Origin of the sequence: Streptomyces sp. NPDC087310 (assembly GCF_044744405.1) — a bacterium.
Classification (GTDB): Bacteria; Actinomycetota; Actinomycetes; order Streptomycetales; family Streptomycetaceae; genus Streptomyces.
The window spans coordinates 645,263-669,719 of sequence record NZ_JBIUYF010000004.1 but is presented as its reverse complement, the minus strand read 5'-3'; the positions used below and the strand labels follow the sequence as shown (position 1 = coordinate 669,719).

The window sequence follows — 24,457 nt, the reverse complement described above, 5'->3', positions numbered from 1 at the left end:
GAAGAACGGAACGGACGAGCGGAACGGACGAGCGGAACGGACGAGCGGAACGGAAGTGGGGCGGGCACCTCCCGGTGTCCGCCCCACTTCCGTTCACCCGCTCCTACTGACCGAACAGCGGCCGTCTGGAGTTGGTCGGGCCGTCGCCGGGGAAACCGTCGCTCTCCCCGCCCCCGTCGGTCGGGGTCACGTCGTCGCTGGGCTCGGGGGCCGTGGGCAGCGTGATCGACGGTTCCGGGCTCTCGGGCCCGGTCGTCGTGTCGGACGGCTCGGGCTCCGGCGAGGTGGTCTCGGACTCCGAGGGCGTCGGGGTCGGGGTGGGGGTCGGCGTCGGGGTGGACGGCTCGACGGTCGGGGTCGGCTTGACGGGCGGTGTGACGTCCAGGTCGAACTGGGCGTCGGAGCCGCCGCCCAGCGCGCCGCGCGTGTAGTCCGCCCAGATCCTGGCGGGGAAACCACCGCCGTTGGCCCGGCCGGAGTTGGCGGTGCCGGTCAGGGTGACCTGGCCGCCGCCCTCCTTGGGGGACTCGCCGAACAGGGCGACGACCGTGGTGAGCTGAGGCGTGTATCCGGCGAACCACGCGGACTTGTTGTTCTCCGAGGTGCCGGTCTTGCCCGCCGCGTCGTAGTCCGTGGTGTCGGCGGCGCGTCCCGAGCCGTTGTCGACGACGCCCTGGAGGACGTGGGTGACGGTGTCGGCGGTCTCGCGTTCGACGACCTGAGTGCCGACCGGGTCGGCGAGTTCGACCGTACGGTCCTTGTGCTCGGCGGACTTCACGATCGACGGCGTGATCTTCTTGCCGTGGTTGTCGAGCGTCGCGTACACCCCGGCCATGTCCCAGGTGGAGGCGTTCATCGTGCCGAGGGTGATCGCGGGCCGCTCCGGGAAGCCCTTGTCCCGCATGCCCATCGCCAGGGCGGTCTTCTTGACGGCGGCGGGATCGACGTCCACGACCATCTGCGCGAAGACGGAGTTGATGGACTGGTTCATCGCGGTCTGGACGGTGACGTCCCCGTAGTCCTCGTCGTCCTCGTTCTCGGGGGCGAACGGGGTGTCGCTGCCCACGACCGGCCGCTTGCTGGTGCCGTCGTAGATGGTGCCGGTGTCGATCCTCCGGCCGTCCTGGGTCTCCGCGCCGTTCTCCAGGGCGGAGGTGAGCACGAGGGGCTTGAACGTCGAGGCCGGCTGGTAGTCGGAGCGGGTGGCGTTGGATATCCAGTGTTCGGTGGCGCCCGTTCCGCCGTAGAGGGCCACCACGCGCCCGGTCTTCGGGTCGACGGAGGTCGCGCCGGCCTGGACCGTCGCGTCCGTGGTGTTCTTCTTACGGTCGATCTTGGACTCCAGCTCCCTGTCGACCGCCTTGACCAGGGACTGCTGCCGCTTCCTGTCGATGTTGAGGGTGATCGTCCAGCCGCCGCGGGCGATGTCCGCCTTGTCGACGCCCTGACGCGCCAGTTCGTCCTGCGCCGCCTCGACGAGATAGCCGGTCTGGCCCTCCATGCCCGGGGCCGCCTTGGGCTCCCGCGGTACGGGGAACGTCAGCCCGGAGCGCTCGGAGGCGTCCAGCCAGTGCTGTCCGACCATGTTGTCGAGCACGTAGTTCCACCGCTCGGTGACGAGCTTCTTGCCGTTGGCGGTGGCCTCGGACCAGTTGTACTGGTTGGGGGCCTGGAGCAGCGAAGCGAGGTACGCGCCCTGCGCGACGCCCAGCTTCGACGCGTCGACGCCGTAGTACGCCTGGGCCGCGGCCTGGATGCCGTACGCGCCCCGACCGTAGTAGCTCGTGTTGATGTAGCCGGCGAGGATCTCGTCCTTCTTCTTCTGCCGGTCCACCTTCAGGGAGATCACCAGCTCCTTGAGCTTGCGGGTGACCGTCTGGTCCTGGTTCAGGTAGTAGTTCTTGACGTACTGCTGGGTGATGGTCGAGCCGCCCTGCCTGCCCTTGCCGGACAGGGTGTTGATGACGCCGCGGGCCGTGCCCTTCAGGTCGATGCCGTTGTCCTTGTAGAAGGACTTGTTCTCGGCGGCGACGAAGGTGTGCTGGACCTGCTTGGGGATCTTCTCCAGGCCGACGATCTCGCGGTTGACCTGTCCGGTACGGGCGAGGATCGTGCCGTCGCTGTACTTGTAGACGTTGCTCTGCATCTCGGCCTGCGCGTTGGCGCTCGGCACCGGGACCACCAGGTAGAGCACGAACAGCCCGCCCATGCCGAGCAGGCAGAGGACGAAGAAGGTTCCGAGGAGTTTCCGCAGGGTGAAGAACCGGCGTATGCCGCCCTTCCGGCCCGTCCGGCGCGCGTCCTGCTGCCGGGCTCTTCTCTCGTCCGCTCGGCCCATCGCCGTGTCGCTCCGCTCTCGTGTCAGGTCACCCGTCGGGTCGTCCGTTCGGACTCGTTCGCGGCTCTCCCCCGCCGGAATCAGCTCAGAAAGCTAACACCGGCGCCTGTGACAAAGGCCAACTGATCCGGTCTTTTGGGGCGTGACAATCAGCACCTACCCCAATGGAACCGACTCCTCAGGGTGCCAAAGGGTTGCCGGACGCGATAATGTGTAATCACAATGCTATCCACCGCCTCCCGGCGGGGCAGATCGGAAACGGGGAACGAATATGGCCTCCACCAGCACAAGTACCGGCACACCCGGCGGGCGGGACACCGCGGACGCGGTCGACGGCGCTCCGAGGATTCCCGACCCACAGGTCAGAGAATTCGCGGCGCACAGCATCGGCGGCGGGCTCGCGCTCCTCCTCGGACTGCTCGGCGTCGTCGTCGGCACGGTCCTGATCGTCGCGGGCGCCGCGGCCGGCTCAGGCGGGACGAAGGCGATACTGATCATCGCCGGCGCCCTGGTCGTGACCGGCGCGCTCTTCGCGATGGGCGGGCTGAACATGGTCGCGCCGGGCGAGGCCCGGGTCGTCCAGCTCTTCGGCCGGTACCGCGGCACGATCCGTACGGACGGACTGCGCTGGGTGAACCCGCTGACCTCGCGCACCGGGATCTCGACGCGGGTACGGAACCACGAGACGGCCGTCCTCAAGGTCAACGACGCCTACGGCAACCCGATCGAGCTGGCGGCGGTCGTGGTCTGGAAGGTCGAGGACACCGCGCGGGCGACCTTCGAGGTGGACAACTTCCTGGAGTTCGTCTCCACGCAGACCGAGGCGGCCGTACGGCACATCGCCATCGAGTACCCGTACGACGCCCACGAGGAGGCCGGGCTCTCGCTGCGCGGCAACGCCGAGGAGATCACCGAGAAGCTCGCCGTCGAACTGCACGCCCGGGTCGAGGCGGCCGGGGTCCAGATCATCGAGTCCCGCTTCACGCACCTCGCGTACGCGCCCGAGATCGCCTCGGCGATGCTCCAGCGCCAGCAGGCGGGCGCCGTCGTCGCGGCCCGCCGGCTGATCGTGGACGGCGCGGTCGGCATGGTCGAGGCGGCCCTGACCCGGCTCACCGAACAGGACATCGTCGAGCTGGACTCGGAGCGCAAGGCGGCCATGGTGAGCAATCTGCTCGTCGTGCTCTGCGGGGACCGCGCCGCGCAGCCGGTCGTGAACACGGGCACGCTCTACCAGTGACCGAACCCGAGCGCCCCGAGCGCGGATCCGAGCAGGCCCGCAAGCCGGGCCCGAGCAGCAGGCCGGAGCGCAAGCAGGTACTGCTGCGGCTGGACCCGACGGTGTACGACGCGCTGGCGCGCTGGGCCTCCGACGAGCTGCGCAGCGCCAACGCGCAGATCGAGTTCCTGCTCCGCCGCGCCCTGGGCGAGGCGGGCCGGCTCCCGGGCAACGCGGCCCCGATCCCGCGCCGGGGCCGGCCCCCCAAGGCCCGGCAGGAGCCGCGGGACAGCGAGTAGGCCGTCACGGGTTTTCCTCAGGGGCCGTAGGGCTCCTGAGGGAAGCCCACAGGGCCCCGGGGAGCCGCTGAGGGCTCTCGCGGAACACCGTCCGGGAGTCCGGGCAGGGCCGTACCGATCGCCGGGAACCCCTCTATACACGCGATGTAGAGTGCGCTCCATGTCAATCGGCCACACCCTCCTCGGGCTCCTGGAATCGGGGCCGCGCCACGGCTACGACCTCAAGCGGGCCTTCGACGACCAGTTCGGCCAGGACCGTCCCCTCCACTACGGGCAGGTCTACTCGACCATGTCCCGGCTGCTGAAGAACGGGCTCGTCGTCGTGGACGGCGTCGAGAGCGGCGGTGGCCCCGAGCGCAAGCGGTACGCGATCACCGACGCCGGGGTCACCGACGTCGCCCAGTGGCTCGCCCAGCCGGAGAGCCCGCAGCCGTACCTCCAGTCGACCCTCTACACGAAGGTCGTCATCGCGCTGCTCACCGGCCGCAGCGCGCAGAGCCTGCTCGACACCCAGCGCGCCGAACACCTGCGGACGATGCGCGAGCTGACCGCCCGCAAGCGCGGCGGTGACTTCGCCGACCAGCTCATCTGCGACCACGCGCTCTTCCATCTCGAAGCCGATCTGCGCTGGCTCGAACTGGTGGCGGCGCGGCTGGACCGGCTCGCCACGGAGGTCAGGCCGTGACGGCCGCCCCCGCGGGCTCCCTGCTCGTCGCCCACGAGCTGAGCAAGGCGTACGGATCGACCCCCGCCCTCGACGGCGCGGCGTTCTCCATCCACCCCGGCGAGGTCGTCGCCGTCATGGGCCCGTCGGGCTCCGGCAAGTCGACCCTGCTGCACTGCCTCTCCGGGATCGTCCTCCCCGACGCGGGCACGGTCACCTACCGGGGCCGCGACCTGACCGGCATGACGGACGCCGAGCGCTCCGCCCTGCGCCGTACCGAGTTCGGCTTCGTGTTCCAGTTCGGCCGGCTCGTACCGGAGCTGACCTGCGTGGAGAACGTGGCGCTGCCGCTGCGGCTGGCCGGGGCCCGGCGCAAGGCTGCGGAGCGCGCCGCGCTGGAGTGGCTGGAGCGGCTGGAGGTCGCCGACGTGGCGGCCAAGCGGCCCGGTGAGGTCTCCGGCGGGCAGGGCCAGCGTGTCGCTGTCGCCCGCTCCCTGGTCACCTCGCCGCGCGTGATCTTCGCGGACGAGCCGACCGGGGCGCTGGACTCCCTCAACGGCGAGCGGGTGATGGAGCTGCTGAGCGAGGCGGCCAGGTCCACCGGCGCGGCCGTCGTCCTGGTGACGCACGAGGCGCGGGTGGCCGCGTACTCGGACCGCGAGGTCGTCGTACGCGACGGCAGGGCGCACGACCCGGAATGCGCCTTCGCGCACGGGGCGGGCCGCGTCGCATGACCGTCCGGCGCCCACCGGCTTTCCCGGCCCCGCCGCCCGCGCCCCCGGGCCACCTCGCCCTCCGGGCGCGCGATCTGGCGCTGGGCGTACGGTTCGCCGCGGCGGGCGGGCGCGAGGGCTGGACCCGTACGGCTCTGACCGCCCTGGGGGTCGGCCTCGGGGTCGCCCTGCTGTTCTTCGCCGCGTCCGTGCCGCATGTGATCGACGCACGGGCCGAGCGCGCGGACGCGCGCACCACCGCCGATGTGACGGCCCGCTCCCCGGTCCCGCGCGCGGACACGACGCTCGTCCACCTCGACGTCTCCACCGAGTACCGCGGCGACACCGTCCGCGGCGAACTGCTCCGCCCCGACGGCGCCCGCCCGCCGGTACCACCCGGCGTCGCCGAACTGCCGCGCCCCGGCGAGATGGTGGTCTCCCCCGCCCTGCGGGAGCTGCTCGGCTCGCCCGACGGGTCGCGGCTGCTGGAGCGCCTCGGCCACCGGATCGCCGGCACGATCGGCGACCGCGGTCTGAGCGACCCGTCCGAGCTCGCCTTCTACGCGGGCAGCGACACCCTCACCCCGGCCAGGGGCGGCACCAGGACGGCCGGTTACGGCTTCTCCTCCGCCCCCGTCACCCCGGACGGGGTGCTGGTGGCGCTGATCACCCTCATCTGTGTCGTGCTGCTGGTGCCGGTGACCGTCTTCATGGCCACCGCCGTGCGCTTCGGCGGCGAGCGCAGGGACCGCAGGCTCGCCGCGCTGCGGCTGGTGGGCGCCGACATCAGGACGACCCGGCGGATCGCCGCCGGGGAGGCCCTGTTCGGCGCGGTCCTCGGGCTGCTGACCGGGGTTGCGCTCTTCCTCGCGGTACGGCCGTTCGCGGGCGGGATCCAGGTGTGGAACCTCAGCGCGTTCCCCGCCGACCTCGTGCCCGTCCCCGGGGTCGCCGCGCTGATCGTGGTGGCCGTACCGGCGCTGGCGGTCGCCGTGACGCTCGTCGCGCTGCGCGCGGTCACCATCGAGCCGCTGGACGTCGTACGGGACACCGGACCCCGTGCCCGCCGGCTCTGGTGGCGGCTGCTCTTCCCGGCCGCGGGCCTCGCCGTCCTGATCCGGACGGGCCGGGCCGGGGACGGCGGGCGCCGCCGGGGGGACGCCGACCCGTACCTGGACCCGTATCCGATCGCGGCCGGCGCGGTCCTGCTGCTCGTCGGGCTGACCGCGCTGCTGCCCTGGCTGGTCGACGCCGTGGTGGCCCGGCTGCGCGGTGGCCCCGTGTCCTGGCAGCTCGCCGTGCGCCGGCTCCAGCTCAACAGCGGCGCTGCGACGCGCGCGGTGAGCGGGATCACCGTGGCGGTCGCGGGCGCCGTCGCCCTCCAGATGCTGTTCGCGGGCGTCCACCAGGACTTCCGCGGCCCCACCCGCGACAACGCGACCCGCTCGAACCTGGACGTCGAAGCGCCGTACGGCGATCCGGCGCTGGCGGCCCGGCTGACCGACCGCCTGGAGGCTCTGCCGGAGGTCGGGACGGTCCTCGCCGTCACCGAGGAGTACGTGGTCAGGCCGGGACCCGTGGCGCGGGGTGCGATCCAGCCCACCAGCTCCCTGACGGTCGCCCCCTGCGCCGCCCTGCGCGGGCTCGCGGCGCTGCCGTCCTGCCGCGACGGGGACACCTTCGTCGCCCACATCCCCGGGAACGCGGAGCAGAACGACTGGGCCGACGAGACGGCCCGCCCCGGCAGGCCGGTCGCCCTCAACACCGGCTCCGAGGACGACGGTTCGAAGCCGCTGCTGTGGACCCTGCCCGCGTCGGCCCGTACGGTCCAGGCGCTGCCGGGCCTCCGCGGCACCCGGGAGACGGGCATCCTCGCCACCCCGGCCGCGGTCGACCCGCGCCTGCTGACCGGCTCACGGACCCGCGCCGTACTCCGGATGACCGACCGGAGCCCCGCCGCCGAGGAGCGGGTACGGGACGCCGTCGCCCGGGTGGAGCCGTCCCTGCGGGTGTCGAGCGCCGATGTGGTGGAGCGGGACAAGGCGTACGCCAGCGTGCGGACGGCCCTGCTGGTCGCCGGTACGGCCACGATGGCGGTGATCGCCCTGAGCATGCTGGTCGCGCAGATCGAGCAACTGCGGGAGCGCAGAAGCCTCCTGTCGGCCCTGGCCGCCTTCGGCACCCGGCGCTCCACCCTCGCCTGGTCGGTGCTCTGGCAGACCGCCGTACCGGTGGTGATCGGCACGGCCCTGGCGACGGCCGGCGGGCTGGTCCTGGGCGTCGTCATGCTGGACCTGATGGACAAGCCGTACACCGGCTGGTGGGCCTGTCTGCCCTTGGCCGGCGCGGGCGCGGGCATGATCCTCCTGGTGACGGTGGCCACGCTGCCCGTGCTGTGGCGCATGGTGCGGCCGGAGGGGCTGCGCGTGGAGTGACGGCCCGGTGGCCGCCCCCTCAGCCGGGCCCCCGCCGCTGCCCCGGCACGGGGTCCCGTAGGGCGTCCCGTAGGGCGTCCTGCCGCTGCTCCCGTACGGGCCGGGGCGCGGCCACCCGTACGGGAAGGTCCCGCAGCGCCGCCCGGAGCGCGTCCGCGAACGCCGCGAACTCCTCGCCGCGGGCCGCGCCCGCGCGCATGGCCAGGGCGATACGGCGCGAGGGGGCCGGGGCCTCGAAGCGGGCCGTGGCGAGCCGGCCGCCGCGGCCGGTCTCGACCTGTACGGCCGTACGGGGCAGCAGCGTCACCCCCAGGCCGCCCGCGACGAGTTGGACCAGGGTGGAGAGGCCCGCCGCGGTGGTCGTCGCCGGGATGCCGTCCGTGCGGCCCGCCTCGCGGCAGATGTCCAGGGCCTGGTCGCGCAGGCAGTGGCCCTCGTCCAGGAGCAGCAGCGGCAGTTCGCGCAGCGCCTGACGGGGCAGGTCGTGGCGGCCGGCCAGGGGGTGACCGTCCGGGGTGACCAGGACGAAGTCCTCGTCGAAGAGCGGCAGTTCGGTGACGGTGGGCTGGCCGAGCGGTACCGCGAGCAGCAGCAGGTCCAGCCGGCCCGTGGTCAGTCCGTCGAGCAGGGAGGCGGTCTGTTCCTCGTGCACCTGGAGATCCAGTTCCGGATAGCTGCCGTGCACCAGCCGCAGCACCGTCGGCAGCAGGTACGGCGCCACGGTGGGGATCACCCCGAGCCGCAGTATCCCGGTGAAGGGGGCCCGTACGGCCTCGGCCTCGTCCAGCAGCGCGCCCACCTCGCGCAGGACGGCGGCGGCGCGGTCCGCGAGCCGTTCGCCCGCCGGGGAGAGCAGTACCTTACGGGTCGTACGCTCCACGAGCTGGACGCCGAGGACGTCCTCCAGCGCCGAGAGCGCGCCGGAGAGCGCGGGCTGGCTCATCCCGATGGCCGCCGCCGCGTCGCGGAAGTGGAGATGCTCGGCGACGGCCGCGAAGGCGCGCAACTGGGACAGGCTGGGCTGTTTCCCCCGCTGGGGAGTTGGTACGACGGCCACTGATAGGTACCTCCGATCACGGCGACCGAGTCTAGCTATTTCTGTGATCAATACCGAATGTGCCACCATCAGTCACAAGCCCAACCCCCTGGAAAGCCTCAAAAGGTACTTTCCTCCCTTGCAAGGAGAGCGCGTGCTCACTGTTGGTGACAAGTTCCCCTCGTTCGAACTGACCGCCTGCGTCTCGCTGGAGAGCGGCAAGGAGTTCGCGACGATCGACAACAAGACGTACGAAGGCAAGTGGCGCGTCGTCTTCGCGTGGCCCAAGGACTTCACCTTCGTGTGCCCGACGGAGATCGCGGCCTTCGGCCGGCTGAACGACGAGTTCGCCGACCGCGACGCCCAGATCCTCGGCTTCTCCGGCGACTCCGAGTTCGTGCACCACGCCTGGCGCAAGGACCACCCGGACCTGACCGACCTGCCCTTCCCGATGCTCGCGGACTCCAAGCACGAGCTCATGCGCGACCTGGGCATCGAGGGCGAGGACGGCTTCGCGCAGCGCGCCGTCTTCATCGTGGACCCCAACAACGAGATCCAGTTCACGATGGTGACCGCCGGTTCCGTGGGCCGTAACCCCAAGGAGGTCCTGCGGGTCCTGGACGCGCTCCAGACCGACGAGCTGTGCCCGTGCAACTGGACCAAGGGCGAGACCACGCTCGACCCCGTCAAGCTCCTGTCGGGCGAGTGATCGCGGATGTCACTCGATGAGCTGAAGTCGGCCCTGCCGGAGTACGCCAAGGACCTGAAGCTGAACCTCGGTTCGGTCATCGGCAACAGCGAGCTGCCGCAGCAGCGGCTCTGGGGCACGGTGCTGGCCTGCGCGATCGCCTCGCGCTCCCCGCGCGTGCTCCGCGAACTGGAGCCGGAGGCCAGGGAGAACCTGAGCCCCGAGGCGTACACCGCCGCCAAGTCGGCCGCCGCGATCATGGCGATGAACAACGTCTTCTACCGGACCCGGCACCTGCTGTCGGACCCGGAGTACGGGACGCTCCGCGCCGGTCTGCGGATGAACGTCATCGGCAAGCCGGGCGTGGAGAAGGACGACTTCGAGCTGTGGTCGCTCGCCGTCTCCGCCGTCAACGGCTGCGGCCAGTGCCTCGACTCGCACGAGCAGGTGCTCCGTACGGCGGGCGTGGACCGCGAGACGGTCCAGGAAGCCTTCAAGATCGCCGCGGTGATCCAGGCGGTCGGTACGACGCTGGACGCCGAGGCGGTCCTCGCGGAGACCGTCACCGCGTAACCGCGTACGGCTGTCACGCACATCGCCCCGCCGGGCCTTCACGGGCCCGGCGGGGCGAAGCCGTTTCCCGGGCCGGCCGGGCCGCCCGTCACTTCTTGAGCGCGGCCATCAGGGCCCTCATGTCCTCGATCAGATCGGGCTCGATGCCGGAGAGGTCCAGCGGCTCCGCTTCCTGCATCTCACCGGTCCGGGGGGCGGCCACGGAGTCGCTCACCGCGTAGATCACGAAGGAGAGTTCGGCGGCCCCGTCCAGGACCCGCAGCTCCGGCACGCCACCCAGTTCGGACGTCACCAGGAACGCCCGGTCGCCCAGGCCGGGAACGGGCCTCGCCTCCCCCCGCTTCTTGCCGTCGGGGGAGAGCCGCACCGCCAGCGCGTCGAACTCGGGCGCCGGGTCGGCCTTCTTGTGCAGGGTGTACTCGATGGCGATGTCGGCGTACGACCGGGCGGATCCGGCCTCGCCGCTCCCGACGCCCTCTCCGCCGATGCCTTCGCCGCCGCCGATGCCTTCGCCGCCGCCGGACCGGCGCGGCCGTTCCAGTTCGACCTGGCAGACGGCCCGGTCGACCGCCTCGTGCCGGTCCCCGCCCGGGCGCGGGGCCTTCTTCGGGCCGAGGACCGCCGTCAGCGCGGGCAGTTCGGCCGCCTCGCAGAGGTCGCCCGTCGCCTCGTACCCCCGCAGGTCCGGTCCCTTCAGGTCGTACGCGTAGAGCCCGCCCGCCCAGAGTACGGAGGCGGCGAGCGCGCCGCCGAGCGCCCAGGCCCACGGCGGGCGGCCCCGGAGGGCGCCCGGACCGGGCAGCCCCTCACCGGCCAGCGTCTCGGCGGCCAGTGCCTCGACGGCCCGGCCGTCCTCGGGAGCCGTACGGTGCCGCGCGGCTCCCATTCCGTCAGCGCCGTCGCCGTCCTCCCCCGCCAGCTCCGGCTCGGAGATCATCCGGGGCCGTCCCCCGCCTCCGCCACGGCGGGCGTGGCCGAGGGACGCGGGGCGGCCGGGGCCGGCGCGTCGGAGGGCTCCGGGGTCCGGGCATCGTCCGAGGCCGGGGCCGGGGCCGCGGCCGGTGTGGCGGTCGGAGCGGCGGTCGGGGCCGGAGTCGGCGCGAGGGTGTGGGCCGTCGCGCCGTGCGGCGGAGGCGTGTTCCTCAGCTCCTGCTCCTGGCTGTACGCGCGGAGATAGCCGACGACCGTGTTGGTGACCGCCACCAGCGGCACCGCCACCACCGCCCCGCCGATGCCCGCCACCAGACCGCCGACGGCGACCGCGAGGACGACGGCCAGGGCGTGCACCCGTACGGCCCGGCCCAGGATGAAGGGCTGGAGCACATGGCCCTCGATCTGCTGCACGCCGAGGACGACGAGCAGCACCATCAGCGCGGTGAACACGTCCTGCGTGACCAGCGCCACGACCACGGCGAGCGCGCCCGAGATGACCGCGCCGACCAGCGGGATGAACGCGCCCAGGAAGATGATGACCGCGAGCGGCACGGCGAGCGGCACGTTGAGGAAGTAGAGCCCCAGACCGATGAAGATCGCGTCGATCAGCGCCACCAGGACCGTGCCGCGCACATACGCGGTGAGGGTGTTCCAGGCGCGCGGTCCGGCGCCGGCGACACCCTCGCGGGCCTGGGCGGGGACGAGCTTGAGCGACCAGTGCCAGATCTTGCGGCCGTCGTACAGCAGGAAGAGCGTGGAGAAGATGGCGAGGAACACGCCGGTCAGCAGCTCGACGATCACGGTCACGCCCTGGAGACCGGCGGAGGTGATCGCCTCGGTGTTGGCGCCGACGGCGTCGCTCAGCGTCTTCGCGATGCCGTTGATCTGGTCCTCGGTCACATGGAACGGGCTGTCGAGCAGCCAGCGCTTCAGCTCGTTGATGCCGTCCGTGACCCGGTTGGAGAGGTCGTCGATGTTCTCCATGACCTGCCACACCACGAACCAGCCGACCAGCCCCATCAGCACGAAGCCGGAGATCGCGGTGAGCGCGGTGGCCAGCCCGTGGGGCACTCCGCGCCCCCTGAGCCAGGCGACGGTCGGCTGGAGCAGCGCGGTGATCAGCAGGGCGATGACGAAGGCCATCACGACGAGTTGCAGGGAGCTGATGACGCGCATCAGCACCCAGAGGAGTCCACCGAGGACCAGCAGCCGCCAGGCCGCCTCACCCGCGACGCGCATCCCCCAGGGGATGGCGGTGGCGGGGTGGGGTTCGGGGGCGGCCACCACGACGCGCGCCGGGACCTGGTCGGCAGCGGGAGCGGCGGGCGCCGGCACCGGGGGCGGCGGGGCGCTGTCCCGTACGTCTCCGGTCGCGGCCCGTACGTCTCCGGTCGCGGCTCGTTCGTCGGCGTCGGCCTCGGCCTGTCGCTGGTCGAGGCGCTCTCCCATACGGGTCAGCTCCGCACCCACCTGACCGAGCCACACTGGCAGTCTTGACATGAAGCTTCCACTTCCCCCCGTCTTGCTCTCCACGCCCACTCCCCGGAGCCTGCTCGACTAGAACCGTACAGGGGAGAAGCCCCCCACCGTAGGACGGTGGGGGGCTTCCCGAGGTTGAGCGCCGCGAGCACCGCGAAGGGCTCGTGGGTGGTCCAAGGTCTCTCGTAAAAGGCCCTAGTACCAGTTGTTGGCCTGCCAGAACGACCAGGCGCCGCACGGGCTGTCGTACCGGTCGTTCATGTAGCCGAGGCCCCACTTGATCTGGGTGGCCGGGTTGGTCTGCCAGTCGGCACCCGCCGACGACATCTTGGACCCCGGGAGCGCCTGGACAAGGCCGTACGCCCCGGAGGACGGGTTCTGCGCCTTGTAGTTCCAGGTCGACTCGTGGTTCACGATGTTGCTGAAGCACTGGAACTGGTCCGCGGGGACGATGGACCGGGCGATCGCCTGGACCTCCGACACCGAGTACGAGCTCTGCTGGGGGAAGGAGCCGGAAGTGGAAGTGGAACGCGTCTCGCTGCGGCTCGCGCGCTCCTCTGCCTCCTTCTTCTTCTTTTCCTCGGCGGCCTTCTTCTCCGCCTCGACCTTGTCGTCGGCCGCCTGCTTCTTCGCTTCGGCGTCCTTCGCGGCCTGGATACGGGCCGACTCCTCGGCGGACTTCCGAGCCGTGGTGTCGGCGGCGGCGGCCTGGGCGTCCGCCTGCTGCGTCAGCGAAGCGGTCTGCACCTGGGCCTGCTGGCCCGCGGGGATTTCTGCGAGGAGCGTCATGTCCGCCGCGGTCGCCTCAAAATTGTCGCCCGAGGTCTGGGGGTCGCCCGAGGCAACACCCACCACAGCGCCGACGGTGGTGACCGCGGTGGCAGAAGCCACGGCAAATCCCCGGACCGAGATCCGGCTCACACGGTGTCCTTCCAGCATCGCCCGCATACGTGACCTCGCGGACGCGATCGTGCCCCTGGCACTGGTCTCCGTACAACGTGGGTCACGGGAGACACGGGCCCGGTGGACAACCCCCTTGCGGGGAGTGCCGCGTGGTGCGCGGGCGGCATGCGGCGGCAGCTTTGGAGTTGTGTGGTACCGCACCCTGATGGTGCGTGTGTGCCGCATGCGGGGCCTGACGGAAGCAAGACTCTGCCGGAAGGTAACGCCGGGAGGCAATTCTTCGTTGCGTGGGAAAGCTCACACGCCGTTTGCCCCAGCAGTTTCAAGGAAATACCGGCACGGCACAGCGCCGCCCGGCTAAGCTCTTCGGCTTCTCCGGGCGGCGCCAAGTGTGGTGATACGAGGTCAGATCTGGCCGTCCTCCAGCATTTCGGTCACGAGCGCGGCGATCTGCGAGCGCTCGGAGCGGGTGAGCGTGACATGCGCGAAGAGCGGATGGCCCTTCAGCTTCTCGACGACGGCGACGATTCCGTCGTACCGGCCCACCCGCAGATTGTCGCGCTGCGCGACGTCATGGGTGAGCACCACACGGGAATTGGCCCCGATCCTGGACAGAACGGTCAGCAGAACGTTCCGTTCGAGGGACTGGGCCTCGTCGACGATGACGAACGCGTCGTGCAGGGAACGGCCGCGGATGTGCGTGAGCGGCAGCACCTCCAGCATGCCGCGCCCCAGCACCTCCTCGATCACGTCCCGGCCGGCGACCGCGGAGAGCGTGTCGAAGACCGCCTGCGCCCAGGGGCTCATCTTCTCGGCCTCGGAACCGGGCAGATAGCCCAGCTCCTGACCGCCGACCGCGTACAACGGCCGGAAGACCATCACCTTCTGATGCTGTCTGCGCTCCAGCACCGCCTCCAGGCCCGCGCAGAGCGCCAGCGCCGACTTGCCCGTGCCCGCCCGGCCGCCCATCGAGACGATGCCGATCTCCGGGTCGAGAAGGAGGTCGAGGGCGATGCGCTGCTCGGCGCTGCGGCCGTGCAGCCCGAAAGCCTCGCGGTCGCCGCGTACGAGCCGGACATTGCCGTCGGAGGTGATACGCCCGAGCGCCTTGCCGCGCTCGGACTGGAGCACCAGGCCGGTGTGGACCGGCAGATCGCTCACCTCGGGCACATAGAGGGTCTCCTCGGTGAAGAGCAGGTCCACCTGGTCGGCGGCGAGCGTCAGTTCGCTCATCCCCGTCCAGCCGGAGGCGTCGGTGATGGCGAGCTCGGCGCGGTACTCCTCGGCGAGGAGACCGACCGACGACGCCTTGATGCGCAGCGGCAGGTCCTTGGAGACGACCGTGACGTCGTACCCCTCGGCCTGGAGGTTGCGCGCCACCGCGAGGATCCGTGAGTCGTTGTCCCCCAATCGGAAGCCGGCGGGCAGGATGCCGGGATCTGAGTGGTTGAGCTCGACGCGCAGCGTGCCGCCCAGATCGCCCAGCGGAATGGGGGCGTCGAGACGGCCGAACCGGATACGGAAGTCGTCCAGCAGGCGCAGCGCCTGCCGGGCGAAGTAGCCGAGTTCCGGATGGTGCCTCTTGGCCTCCAGTTCCGTGATCACCACGATGGGGAGCACTACTTCGTGCTCCTCGAAGCGGGACATGGCATTCGGATCGGCCAGCAGGACGCTGGTGTCGAGAACGTAGGTGCGCCTGTCGGGCATGCGGCGCTTTGTGCTGGTCACCACGGAAGGACGTACCCCCTCGGATGAGGTCGGGGTTGCGACGGCGTCGCGGGCGGGTGGGCCGGGCTCGGGCCCCATGCGCGGGCCGAGCTCCGGCCCTCCATGTCGCCCGTACGACGTGGCGCACGGTCGTCCTGGTGCAAAGGGCCTCCCGGGCGGACGGCCCCATGCCGTCCGCTGAGATGCGATGTCCACGGACCTGTCTTTTCGGACATCGACCTGGGGGAGGTATTCCCTCGAACACGCGCCGCCATGCCACGGCATACGGCGGACGGTGGGTGAACCGTGGGTGAAGTGCCCTGGGCCCGCGGCCCGCGGAGGGGGAACGGAGGCCGGACGGGGCGCGCGCGGGCGGGGGCGGACACCTGGCCGAAACAGGTGCCGCGGCCTGCGGATGCCTTGTGGGGTACGGGGAAGGTCAGGTTCCGTAGCGGCGGTGACGGGCCGCGTAGTCACGCAGGGCGCGCAGGAAGTCGACCTTGCGGAACGCGGGCCAGAAGACCTCGCAGAAGTAGTACTCCGAATGGGCGCTCTGCCAGAGCATGAAGCCGGAGAGACGCTGTTCCCCACTGGTGCGGATGACCAGGTCGGGATCGGGCTGACCGCGCGTGTAGAGGTGGGAGGAGATCAGGTCGACGTCGACGATCTCGGCGAGCTCCTCGAAGGAGGTGCCCTTGCTCGCGTGGTCCATCAGCAGGGAGCTGACCGCGTCGGCGATCTCCTGCCGGCCGCCGTAGCCCACGGCGACATTGACGAGTATTCCCTCGTTGCCGGCGGTGGCCTGCTCGGCCTCCTTGAGAACGGTCTGCGTCTGGGCGGGCAGCAGGTCGAGCGTGCCGACGTGGTGCACCCGCCAGCGGCCGTCGGCCGCCAGGTCCCGGACCGCGTTCTCGATGATGGCGACGAGCGGGGCCAACTGCTTCTGAGGACGGTCGAGGTTGTCCGTGGAGAGCATCCACAGCGTGACGACCTCGACCTTGGTCTCGGAGCACCAGCCGAGCAGTTCCTGGATCTTGCTGGCGCCGGCCTTGTGGCCCTGCTCGGCCGTGCCGCCGGAAGCCTTCGCCCAGCGACGGTTGCCGTCCAGGATGACGCCGATGTGCTTCGGCACCTGGGCGTGGTCGAGGCGGCCTTCCACCCGGCGCGCGTAGAGCCGATACACCAGGTCGCGCACGTTCACTGAGTCCACCCTCTCGATTCCGTGGGGACCGGCGCGTCCGCTGGCGGGATCCTGGGGCCGGCCCGGGGACCCCGAAGCCGTCACATTACTGCGGACCCGGGGCGGTGACCCAACCCGGTCTGTCACAAGTCCGTGATAAGGAGGGAAGCATGACCAATTCCCCCTCTTATCTCGCGGCCGACGACCGGTACGACTCCATGGAGTACCGCCGCAGCGGGCGCAGCGGCCTGAAACTGCCCGCGATCTCGCTCGGTCTCTGGCACAACTTCGGTGACGACCGGACGCTCGATTCGCAGCGCGCGATCCTGCGCCGCGCCTTCGATCTCGGTGTCACACACTTCGACCTGGCGAACAACTACGGGCCGCCGCCGGGATCCGCCGAGCTGAATTTCGGCAAGATCTTCGCGCAGGATTTCTCGGCCTACCGGGATGAACTCGTCATTTCGACCAAGGCCGGATATCTGATGCATCCGGGCCCTTACGGGGAATGGGGTTCCCGTAAGTACCTGCTGTCGTCGCTGGACGCCTCCCTGAAGCGGACGGGCCTGGACCACGTCGACATCTTCTACTCCCACCGCTTCGACGCGAACACTCCTCTTGAGGAGACGATGGGGGCGCTGGCCTCGGCCGTACGGCAGGGGAAGGCGCTGTACGTCGGGGTCTCGTCGTACACCTCGGAGCAGACGGCCGAGGCGGCGCGGCTGCTGAGGGAGATGGGGGTGCCCGCCCTCATCCACCAGCCCTCGTACTCGATGATCAACCGCTGGACGGAGGAGGACGGGCTGCTGGACACGCTGGAGACGGCGGGGATGGGATGCATCTCGTTCGTACCGCTCGCCCAGGGGCTGCTGACGGACAAGTACCTGAAGGGCATTCCGGAGGGGTCCCGGGCCACCCAGGGCAAGTCCCTCAACCCGGATCTGCTCTCGGACGAGGTGGTACGGCGGCTGCGCGGGCTGGACGAGATCGCGCGGCGCAGGGGCCAGTCGCTGGCGCAGCTCGCGCTGACGTGGGTGCTGCGTGACCCGAGGATGACCTCGGCGCTGATCGGCGCGTCCAGCGTGCGGCAGTTGGAGGAGAACGTCGCGGCGCTCGCCGCGCCGGAGCTGTCGGCGGAGGAGCTGAAGGAGATCGACGGCTTCGCCGTGGACACGGCGGGCACGAACATCTGGGCCGGCCGAAGCTGACATTCCGTGACGCCCGGGGCTGACACGCTGTGAGCGCCCGGCTCGCGCGCGGTCCACGCGCCGGGCGGGCGCCGGGCCGACGAACGGTCGGCGGGGAGCCCGTACGGGAGCCGGAGCGGACGGTACGGGACCGGAGGCGGAGCCGGGGCGAGGGTTCCGGGCCTGATCGGGATCCGGCCCGAACCTGGTCCGGACCTGACCGGACCTGGACCGGACCTGGACTGGACCAGCGCCGGACGGCGCTGGGGCGGGGGCGGGACGAGGGCGGAAACGGAACCGGGGCCCGGTGGGGTCTCCTGTCCCGGTCCGGTGACCGGACCGGGACAGAAAACGGGCCGGTCCGTGGGGGGGATACGGACCGGCCCGAGGGGGGGTTTCCACCATAACCCTTCGTGAGGGATCGTGGGGCCCCTCGTGCAGCAAGATGACGCTCCGAAAGCGGCGGCCCGTGGGGTGAGGCGCCCGCCACCAGGCTTTTCCAGCGACGGCCGACGAAAATGGCGAGTAGTCGCCATGTCGTGTCGTCCCTCTCAGGAGCGATTTCCGGGGGCTCCGCCTTGACGCGAGGCGCTCCCTGGTCCCGGGGCGCTCTCCGGAACGCCGGCGCTCCTCCGGACGGGCCCCGCGGACGCGGCGGAGCGCCCGGGGCGGACCGCCTCGATCAGGAAGCGGCTCGTCGTCGCCACGAAGGGCCCCTCGGCCTCGATCAGGCGGTGCAGCTCCGCCAGCCGGTCGGCGTACGCCTCGACGGTGAAGCCGGGCACCATCCAGACGACCTTGCGCAGGAAGTAGACGACGGCGCCGATGTCGTGGAACTCGGTGCGCAGGGACGCCGTCCGCAGATCCACGACATCGAGACCGGCCGCCTCAGCGGCGGCCACGGCCCGCCGGGGGTCGCGCGCGGACCGTGCCTCGGGCGGCCGCGGCCCCAGGAAGTACTCGACGAGTTCGAAGACGCTGGCCTGACCGACCTCCTGCGAGAAGTACCGGCCGCCGGGCCGCAGGACCCGCGCGATCTCGTCCCACCACACGCGGACCGGATGGCGGCTGACGACCAGATCGAAGGAGGCTTCGGCGAAGGGCAGTGGGGGCTGGTCGGGGTCCGCCAGGACGGTGACCCCGCGCGGGCGCAGCAGCGCGCCGGCGCGGGCGAGGTTCGGCGGCCAGGACTCGGTGGCGACGGTGAGCGGCGGCAGCTCGGATACGGAGGCGAGCACCTCGCCGCCGCCGGTCTGGATGTCCAGGGCGGCGGAGGCGTGTGCCATCCGGGCGGCCATGGAGCGCGCGTACCCCCAGGGCGGGCGTTCCTCGGTGGCCCGGCCGTCGAGCCAGGAGAAGTCCCAGCCGTCGACGGACACGGCCGCGGCTTCGGCGATCAGCTCTTCGAAGGGGGGCATGGGGGCGATGCTGGCAGGGCGGGGAGCCGCGGCGCGAACGTTTTTCGTACGGTCGCGGACGCCGGGCCTGACGGAATCGAGAGGGATCAGACGGAGAGGGCGCCGAGGAGGAGGCCGAGGAGCGCGCCGACGATCATGAACGGGCCGAACGGGATCACCGACTTGCGGCCCGCCCGGCGCAGCAGCATCAGCCCGACCCCGTACAGCGCCCCGAGCAGGAACCCGGCGCAGGCGCCCACGAAGAGCACCGGCCAGCCGTACCAGCCGAGGACGACGCCGAGGGAGAGGGCGAGCTTGACGTCGCCGAAGCCCATGCCGTTCGGGTTGATCAGGAACAGCACGAAGTAACAGCCCCCGAGGACCAGCCCGCCGAGCAGCGCGGTCGTCCAGGAGCGGCTGCCGTCGCCGCCGTCCCCGCCTCCGGGGACGAGTGCGGCCAGTCCGAGGAGTACGGCGGCGGCGAGGGCCAGCGGCAGCGTGAGCTGGTCGGGGAGGCGGTGGACGTTGCGGTCGACCAGGGCGAGCAGCAGGGCGAAGGGCGCGAGCAGCAGCCAGACGGCCAGCTCGGGGCGGGGCCCGGTGGCGGCGGCGAGGGCGGCGCAGGCGAGGGCGCCGAGGACGGGGACGAGGAGGGAGGGCGCGTAGCGGACGAGCGAGGCGTCGGGCGCGCCGGAGTGGTCGGGGGTGGGGGCGGTTTCGGGGGTGGGGGCGGTTTCGGAGGTGGGGGCGGCCGACGCGTCAACGGCTCCGGATGATCCCGATGGTCCGGATGCCGCGACCGCCCCGGCGTCCCCGGCCGGGACACCGCTCGTACTAGTGGGACCCGTCTCCCCGGAACCCCTGGAACCTCCGGTGCCGGCGGCCTCGCAGCTCGGGCATCTCGCCGTGCCGAGCCAGCCGCCGGCGGGCCCGGTGATCGGGTGTCCGTCCTGGCAGCGGTCGCGCCACGGGTCGCCCGGCTCGACGGAGAACCGGTACGCCGCGCGCGGCAGCAGCACTCCCGTGGCGGCGCCCCAGAGAGCGGCGAGGACGATCAGCGTGGCGTACACGTCACCGACCCTAGGTCCACCGCCGGGCCCGGTCATGGGTCCAGGGGCCCACTTCTCCGCACCCCGGGACCCAGATACGCCCGCGGGAGCGGCCACCGCCGTACCGGGGCGCTACGGTCTACGGCCATGGGTACATGGCGAAACGGCAGGGGACGGCTGACGGTCACGGGGCAGGACGCCCCGGTGGAGGTGGAGCTGGAGATCGCCGCCTCGTACGGGACACGGCGGCGCGGGCTGCTCGGCCGGACCGGGATCGACGGGGCGCTGCTGATCACGCCGTGCAACAGCGTGCACACCTTCCGGATGGGCTTCACGATCGATGTCGCGTATCTGGACCGGTCGTTGAAGGTCGTCCAGGTCCACACGATGAAGCCGGGCCGGCTCCATCTGCCGCGGCTGCGGGCCCGCCACGTACTGGAGGCGGAGGCCGGGGCGATGGAGCGGTGGGGGCTGCGGCCGGGGACCCGGGTGACCGTGGACGTACAGCAGCCCGCTTGACCCCCGCTCACGCCCTACGCCCTACGCCCCCTACGCCCCCTACGCCCCCTACGCCCCCTACGGCTTTACAGCAGCCCTTCCTTCGCGGCGACGGCCAGCAGCGGGACCAGGGCGAACAGGGCGGTGCCCAGGCAGATCAGGGCGGGGACGTAGACCGGGCCCCAGGCGCCGGGGCCCGCGATCGTGGCGCGCTTGTGCGGGGACCTCGGGTCGTAACTGACCCTGACCGGCGCCCCCACCTCGTGGCCGAACATGCCGGGCCGGTCCTTGAACTCGACGGCGGTGCCGTCCTCCGTACGGAAGGCGAAGACGAACTCGGGGTGGGAGCGGGGCGACCCGCCCGCCACACCCGAGTTGGTGGTGACCCGGCGGTCCACGCACCGCCCCTCGGCCCGGCGTCCGCTCCGGAGCAGGGCGAGCACCATCAGGACCCGCCGGGCGCAGTACACGGAGACGGCGAGGGCCACGACCCCCACGAGCAGGAAGAGCGCTTCGATCCCCACGCCGTACTCCGTTCTACTTGAGGGAAACTCCGGCGATGATGTCCTTGATGTCCTTGTCGGACAACAGCCCCTTCTCGGCGTTGACCGTGATGAGGTACGGACGGTCCTTGGTGTCCAGGCCGGCGATCATCACGCCCGCGAGCTTCGTGCCCTTGGGGGGCTGTCCCTTCGCACCCGTCGAGGTGGAGGTCCAGTCGACGCGGCGGGCCTCGGCCGTGCCGTCGGGGCCCGCGACCTCGATCTCGGTGGTCTCGGAGGGGGTCGCGCCGAGCTGGACGCGCGCCTCGGCGGCCGTACCGGCCATGTCGGCGTCGTTGATGCCCTGCCCGTAGTCGAACTCGACGTAGATCGAGCCGACCGGGGTGCCGTCCTTCGTACGGACGGCTCCCGCCGCGTCCCCCTCGGCGAGGTCCGCGGCGGCGACCTGCTTGAACTCCGCCGGATGCGCGACGGTGAGCCGGTCGGTCGTCAGGGTGGACCAGCCCTGCGGGGTGGTCGCCCCTTCCTCGCCGCCGGTTCCGCACGCGGTCAGGAGCGCGGCGGCGAGACCGGCGGTCACGGCCGTACGTACACCGCGCTTCCGCTTCGAAGCTGTCGACTTCGGCATGGACTTGAAGGTCATCCCTGAGTTCCTCACTCGTGCCGGACCGGCGGGGTCATCACTTGGCGCTTCACTTGGCGCAGTAGCTGTACGGCACGTAGTCCCGCTTCCCGTCCCGCGGCGCGCCGAGGAATTCGGCGTCCTTGAGGGTCTCGGACTTGTTCTCCATCGAGATGGAGGCACCGATCGAGATCCCCAGGTTCAGCTCGAAGCCGTACTCCTGCGCGTCGGACAAGCCATCGTACGTGGTCCTGCTCGACTTGCCCTTGTCGAACAGGAGCTGCCCGAAGGGGTCGTCCGCGCCCGGCCGGGAGGTCGGGGCGTTGGTGTCCAGCAGGTACTCGAAGGCCGCGGTGTGGTCGCCGCCGCCGTCCAGCCACGCCTGGCCGACGGCCCGGTCGGCGTCGCCCTCCGTGCCCTTCGCGAAGGCGATGGTGTTGGTGACGACGCCGATGTCGCTGCCGCCGGAGTTGTCGGTGTTCTTGCCGCTGCCGCCGCGCTTGTCCTTGCCGTCCTTGCCGTTGTCGCCGCTGATCCCGCCGGTCTGACCGCTGAAGGTCTCGGTGGTCTGGGTGAAGTCGATGCGCAGCAGTTCGCCGGTCTTCTGGTCCCGGGTGACGGTGACGGTGGCCGAGCGCTCGCCGGTGAGGTGCTTGCCCTTCTTGACGCCGCCCGCGTCCACACCCGCACCGATCGTGCCGTCCGCCTTGACGGAGTACGTGTACGACTTGGTGCCGCGGAAGTCGTCCTTGGTGACCAGGGCGTCGCCGCTGATCTTCACGTCCGCGCCCAGCTTGCCGCTGAGCGTTCCCTCCGCGTCGGCGTTGACCGACAGCTCGCCGCCCGCCTTGCCGTACACGCCGACCGACGCCTGGCTGATGTGGCGGTCCTTGAGCTTGTCCTCGACGCGGTTGCGGATGTTCTCCTCGTCCTTGAGGGCGCCCTTGCCGAAGAGGTAGAGGATGCTGTCGCCGACGCTGGCCTCGGCGCCGCCCGGGGAGGTGCGGCGCATCTCGTACATCTTCAGCTTCTCCAGGTCCTCGCGGAAGGACTCGGCCTCGTCCCGGCTCTTGAAGACCCAGGTGTCGCCGTTGCTGACCTTCACGCCGGCGCCGAGGTCGACCGAGCCCGTACCGAGCTTGCCCATCTTGCCGCCGAAGCCCCCGGTGACGCCCGCGCTCGCGGAGTCGGTGAACGTCGTGTAGATGAGCTGGTCCTTGTCGTCGACCTTGCCGTCCTCGTTGACGTCGTAGTTGGCCCGCATGGTCTTGTCCTGGAAGCCGTAGTCCTGGCCCCACTCGAACCAGCCGAGCTTGGCCTTGCCGCCCGCGGTGTCCGAGATGGTGGATATCGTGCAGAGCGGGGGCTCGAAGTCCTTGTCGGCGAGCGGCTCGTTGTCGTCCTTGCCGTCCCCGCCGGACGCGCAGGCGCCGCCACCGCCACCGTCGCCACCGAGGGCGGGGATGGCGCAGCGGATACGGTCACCGATGGAGCCGCCGATACCGGCAGCGCTGACACCGAGCACGAGGGCGACGACCACGATGATCGCGCCCAGGTACTCCAGGGCGGTGGCCCCGCCGTCCGATCTGAACCGGCGCCGCGCGCCCCCCGTACGTCCCCTGCTCATCGCTCCCCCTCGCGTATGCGGTCCACGGCGTATCCGGTGACCGCTCCGGCCACGACGACGGCACTGGACATCAGCAGACCTTCGACGGACACCCGTTCCCACCTGATGGCGAGGTTCAGGACCTGCGCGAGGACGGGCACCGTGAAGACGGCGAAGGCGTGCCGTACGGGCAGATCCCTGAAGGGCTCGCGATGCGCGCGCGAGGCGGCCCAGGCGCCGAGCGCCACACAGACGGCGTTCGGCAGATGAATCACCAGCAGCCGGCCGCCGAACGATTCCAGCCGCTCGGTCGACCCCAGCGTCTCGTAGACGTAGGTGACTTGGAGGTACGAGGTGAAGGCCAGCACGACAAACCCCGCCGCCCAGGCGACAGCCATCGCCGGCAGCCCACCACCCTCCGGCGCCGCATACCCGTAACCGGCTCCCCGGTACGGCGGCCCTCCTGTCCCACGCATCCGCGCTGCCCCCTGTGTATTGGCCGGATTCGACCGGTCCACCGTAGGGGGGAGGGGAAGGCGAGGTCGTGGGCCCGTGGGCCCAGGGCAGGACCCAAATGGCAGTCGTGTCCCGAGCCTGAACTACCGCGCGGCTGACGCGAGCCTGGCCTCGGTATCGTCGCTCATCCCACTTCGAGGGTCGCCGTGACCTGGAGCTCCACGAGATCAGCGCTGTCGCTCCCGCTGCCGTAGGCGGAGACAGCGGCGGCCAGATAGGAACGCCCGAGTTCAGCCGCAGCGGCACGCAGCGACCGCAGTCGCTCGGGCGACACCACATCCCAGGAAAGTACCGTGACCACGTCCCGGTTCTGCGCCTCGTCCTCTCCGGCCAACAGATCCGCGTGGCCACGCCGACCGAGGGCGAGGGCGAAATCCTGGGCGAAGGAGGAGGGCTCGACAGCGCCTTCGGGGCTCTGGTCAATGAGCATCGCGACGCCGGCGAGCAGAGCCCTGGCCGCAAGCCGGGAAAGGGACACGACCTCCGTGTTCTCACGGCGCTCCCCGAATTCCGGGCAGTCCGTCATCTTCCGGTGGACCTCTGCCGCCGTCGCCGGATCGACCGGCCCGATCTCCCACAGCAGTTCCAGGGCCTGCCGAAAGAATTCCAGGTCCGCGTCACGGCCGGACTGCCAAGTGGACCAGAAGAGGACACCGCACGCGCGCTCGGCACAGGCGGCCGAGAACGCCCTGGCCTGGCCGAAAGACCCCGTAAAGGCCATCTCGCGCACGCTCTCGAGGATCTTCACACCACTTCACTCCCCACCACTTCACTCCCCACCATCTCGGCCTGCGCCCCCTCGGTCGATGCCGGCACCGCTGCTCACCGTGGCCGCCCGCGCCCGCGAACTTCCGTACGCGGATGACGTAAGCCGGAGCGGCTTCCGGTGCGTCGCGGGCCGAAGATCCCCCG

Annotated in this window: 23 protein-coding genes; 9 read left to right on the top strand and 14 right to left on the bottom strand. The window is 71.2% G+C overall.

Annotated features, from left to right (window positions below):
- Positions 1-103: 103 nt before the first annotated feature.
- A complete protein-coding gene (locus ACIO3P_RS18210; protein WP_401851483.1) occupies positions 104-2,338 on the bottom strand; it encodes a transglycosylase domain-containing protein in 2,235 nt (744 codons plus the stop codon).
- A 271-nt stretch (positions 2,339-2,609) separates the two neighbouring features.
- Between ACIO3P_RS18210 and ACIO3P_RS18205 the strand changes: the two genes are divergently transcribed.
- From ACIO3P_RS18205 to ACIO3P_RS18185, 5 genes are all read left to right on the top strand, one after another.
- Positions 2,610-3,578: an SPFH domain-containing protein gene (locus ACIO3P_RS18205; protein WP_329829039.1), complete on the top strand. Its 969-nt coding sequence runs from the start codon at positions 2,610-2,612 to the stop codon at positions 3,576-3,578.
- Positions 3,575-3,856, top strand: coding sequence for a hypothetical protein (locus ACIO3P_RS18200; RefSeq protein WP_329829038.1), 282 nt, complete (start codon positions 3,575-3,577; stop codon positions 3,854-3,856). Before ACIO3P_RS18205 ends, ACIO3P_RS18200 begins: the two co-directional genes overlap by 4 nt.
- Before the next feature lie 160 nt (positions 3,857-4,016).
- Positions 4,017-4,541, top strand: coding sequence for a PadR family transcriptional regulator (locus ACIO3P_RS18195; RefSeq protein WP_329829037.1), 525 nt, complete (start codon positions 4,017-4,019; stop codon positions 4,539-4,541).
- Positions 4,538-5,254 (top strand): ABC transporter ATP-binding protein, encoded by a 717-nt coding sequence (locus ACIO3P_RS18190; RefSeq protein ID WP_401851486.1) that lies wholly within the window; start codon positions 4,538-4,540, stop codon positions 5,252-5,254. Before ACIO3P_RS18195 ends, ACIO3P_RS18190 begins: the two co-directional genes overlap by 4 nt.
- A complete protein-coding gene (locus ACIO3P_RS18185; RefSeq protein ID WP_401851489.1) occupies positions 5,251-7,668 on the top strand; it encodes an FtsX-like permease family protein in 2,418 nt (805 codons plus the stop codon). Before ACIO3P_RS18190 ends, ACIO3P_RS18185 begins: the two co-directional genes overlap by 4 nt.
- Positions 7,669-7,687: 19 nt before the next feature.
- On the opposite strand, the gene ACIO3P_RS18180 is transcribed toward ACIO3P_RS18185, so the two are convergent.
- Complete coding sequence (locus tag ACIO3P_RS18180; RefSeq protein ID WP_401851491.1) at positions 7,688-8,725, bottom strand: LysR substrate-binding domain-containing protein; 1,038 nt, start codon at positions 8,723-8,725, stop codon at positions 7,688-7,690.
- Between the two features lie 133 nt (positions 8,726-8,858).
- Between ACIO3P_RS18180 and ACIO3P_RS18175 the strand changes: the two genes are divergently transcribed.
- Positions 8,859-9,413, top strand: coding sequence for a peroxiredoxin (locus ACIO3P_RS18175; RefSeq protein ID WP_329829033.1), 555 nt, complete (start codon positions 8,859-8,861; stop codon positions 9,411-9,413).
- Between the two features lie 6 nt (positions 9,414-9,419).
- The gene (locus ACIO3P_RS18170; protein ID WP_329829032.1) at positions 9,420-9,965 is read left to right on the top strand and encodes an alkyl hydroperoxide reductase; all 546 of its coding nucleotides are present in this window, start codon (positions 9,420-9,422) and stop codon (positions 9,963-9,965) included.
- An 88-nt stretch (positions 9,966-10,053) separates the two neighbouring features.
- On the opposite strand, the gene ACIO3P_RS18165 is transcribed toward ACIO3P_RS18170, so the two are convergent.
- The 5 genes from ACIO3P_RS18165 to ACIO3P_RS18145 all read right to left on the bottom strand — a co-directional run bounded on the left by ACIO3P_RS18165 (position 10,054) and on the right by ACIO3P_RS18145 (position 16,188).
- A complete protein-coding gene (locus ACIO3P_RS18165; RefSeq protein WP_401851493.1) occupies positions 10,054-10,902 on the bottom strand; it encodes a hypothetical protein in 849 nt (282 codons plus the stop codon).
- Positions 10,899-12,398 carry an AI-2E family transporter gene (locus ACIO3P_RS18160; RefSeq protein ID WP_401851495.1) on the bottom strand — a complete coding sequence of 500 codons (1,500 nt, stop codon included), beginning with the start codon at positions 12,396-12,398 and terminating at the stop codon, positions 10,899-10,901. The genes ACIO3P_RS18165 and ACIO3P_RS18160 overlap by 4 nt, the downstream gene beginning before the upstream one ends.
- Positions 12,399-12,572: 174 nt before the next feature.
- Entirely contained in the window at positions 12,573-13,316 is a 744-nt protein-coding gene (locus ACIO3P_RS18155; protein ID WP_329829674.1) for a transglycosylase SLT domain-containing protein, read from the bottom strand.
- A 369-nt stretch (positions 13,317-13,685) separates the two neighbouring features.
- Entirely contained in the window at positions 13,686-15,011 is a 1,326-nt protein-coding gene (locus ACIO3P_RS18150; protein ID WP_329829028.1) for a PhoH family protein, read from the bottom strand.
- A gap of 415 nt (positions 15,012-15,426) precedes the next feature.
- A complete protein-coding gene (locus tag ACIO3P_RS18145; protein ID WP_329829673.1) occupies positions 15,427-16,188 on the bottom strand; it encodes an isoprenyl transferase in 762 nt (253 codons plus the stop codon).
- Between the two features lie 149 nt (positions 16,189-16,337).
- Here ACIO3P_RS18145 and mgrA point away from each other — a divergent pair, with 149 nt between their 5' ends.
- A complete protein-coding gene (mgrA, locus tag ACIO3P_RS18140) occupies positions 16,338-17,375 on the top strand; it encodes an L-glyceraldehyde 3-phosphate reductase (protein ID WP_329829027.1) in 1,038 nt (345 codons plus the stop codon).
- A 530-nt stretch (positions 17,376-17,905) separates the two neighbouring features.
- Here the strand turns inward: mgrA and ACIO3P_RS18135 are convergent.
- Both ACIO3P_RS18135 and ACIO3P_RS18130 read right to left on the bottom strand, forming a co-directional pair.
- Complete coding sequence (locus tag ACIO3P_RS18135; RefSeq protein WP_401851498.1) at positions 17,906-18,772, bottom strand: class I SAM-dependent methyltransferase; 867 nt, start codon at positions 18,770-18,772, stop codon at positions 17,906-17,908.
- Between the two features lie 86 nt (positions 18,773-18,858).
- On the bottom strand, positions 18,859-19,821 hold the full coding sequence (locus tag ACIO3P_RS18130; RefSeq protein WP_401851500.1) for a prepilin peptidase: 963 nt from the start codon (positions 19,819-19,821) through the stop codon (positions 18,859-18,861).
- 126 nt (positions 19,822-19,947) lie between these two features.
- On the opposite strand from ACIO3P_RS18130, the gene ACIO3P_RS18125 reads away from it, so the two are divergent.
- Positions 19,948-20,319, top strand: a complete 372-nt coding sequence (locus ACIO3P_RS18125; RefSeq protein WP_329829025.1) for a DUF192 domain-containing protein — start codon at positions 19,948-19,950, stop codon at positions 20,317-20,319.
- A gap of 65 nt (positions 20,320-20,384) precedes the next feature.
- On the opposite strand, the gene ACIO3P_RS18120 is transcribed toward ACIO3P_RS18125, so the two are convergent.
- From ACIO3P_RS18120 to ACIO3P_RS18100, 5 genes are all read right to left on the bottom strand, one after another.
- Positions 20,385-20,822, bottom strand: coding sequence for a DUF3592 domain-containing protein (locus tag ACIO3P_RS18120; RefSeq protein WP_401792556.1), 438 nt, complete (start codon positions 20,820-20,822; stop codon positions 20,385-20,387).
- A gap of 13 nt (positions 20,823-20,835) precedes the next feature.
- The gene (locus tag ACIO3P_RS18115) at positions 20,836-21,444 is read right to left on the bottom strand and encodes a hypothetical protein (protein WP_401851501.1); all 609 of its coding nucleotides are present in this window, start codon (positions 21,442-21,444) and stop codon (positions 20,836-20,838) included.
- 49 nt (positions 21,445-21,493) lie between these two features.
- On the bottom strand, positions 21,494-23,050 hold the full coding sequence (locus ACIO3P_RS18110; RefSeq protein ID WP_401851504.1) for a hypothetical protein: 1,557 nt from the start codon (positions 23,048-23,050) through the stop codon (positions 21,494-21,496).
- On the bottom strand, positions 23,047-23,427 hold the full coding sequence (locus ACIO3P_RS18105; protein WP_329829021.1) for a hypothetical protein: 381 nt from the start codon (positions 23,425-23,427) through the stop codon (positions 23,047-23,049). The genes ACIO3P_RS18110 and ACIO3P_RS18105 overlap by 4 nt, the downstream gene beginning before the upstream one ends.
- Before the next feature lie 242 nt (positions 23,428-23,669).
- Entirely contained in the window at positions 23,670-24,293 is a 624-nt protein-coding gene (locus ACIO3P_RS18100; protein ID WP_401851506.1) for a hypothetical protein, read from the bottom strand.
- Between the last annotated feature and the right edge of the window lie 164 nt (positions 24,294-24,457).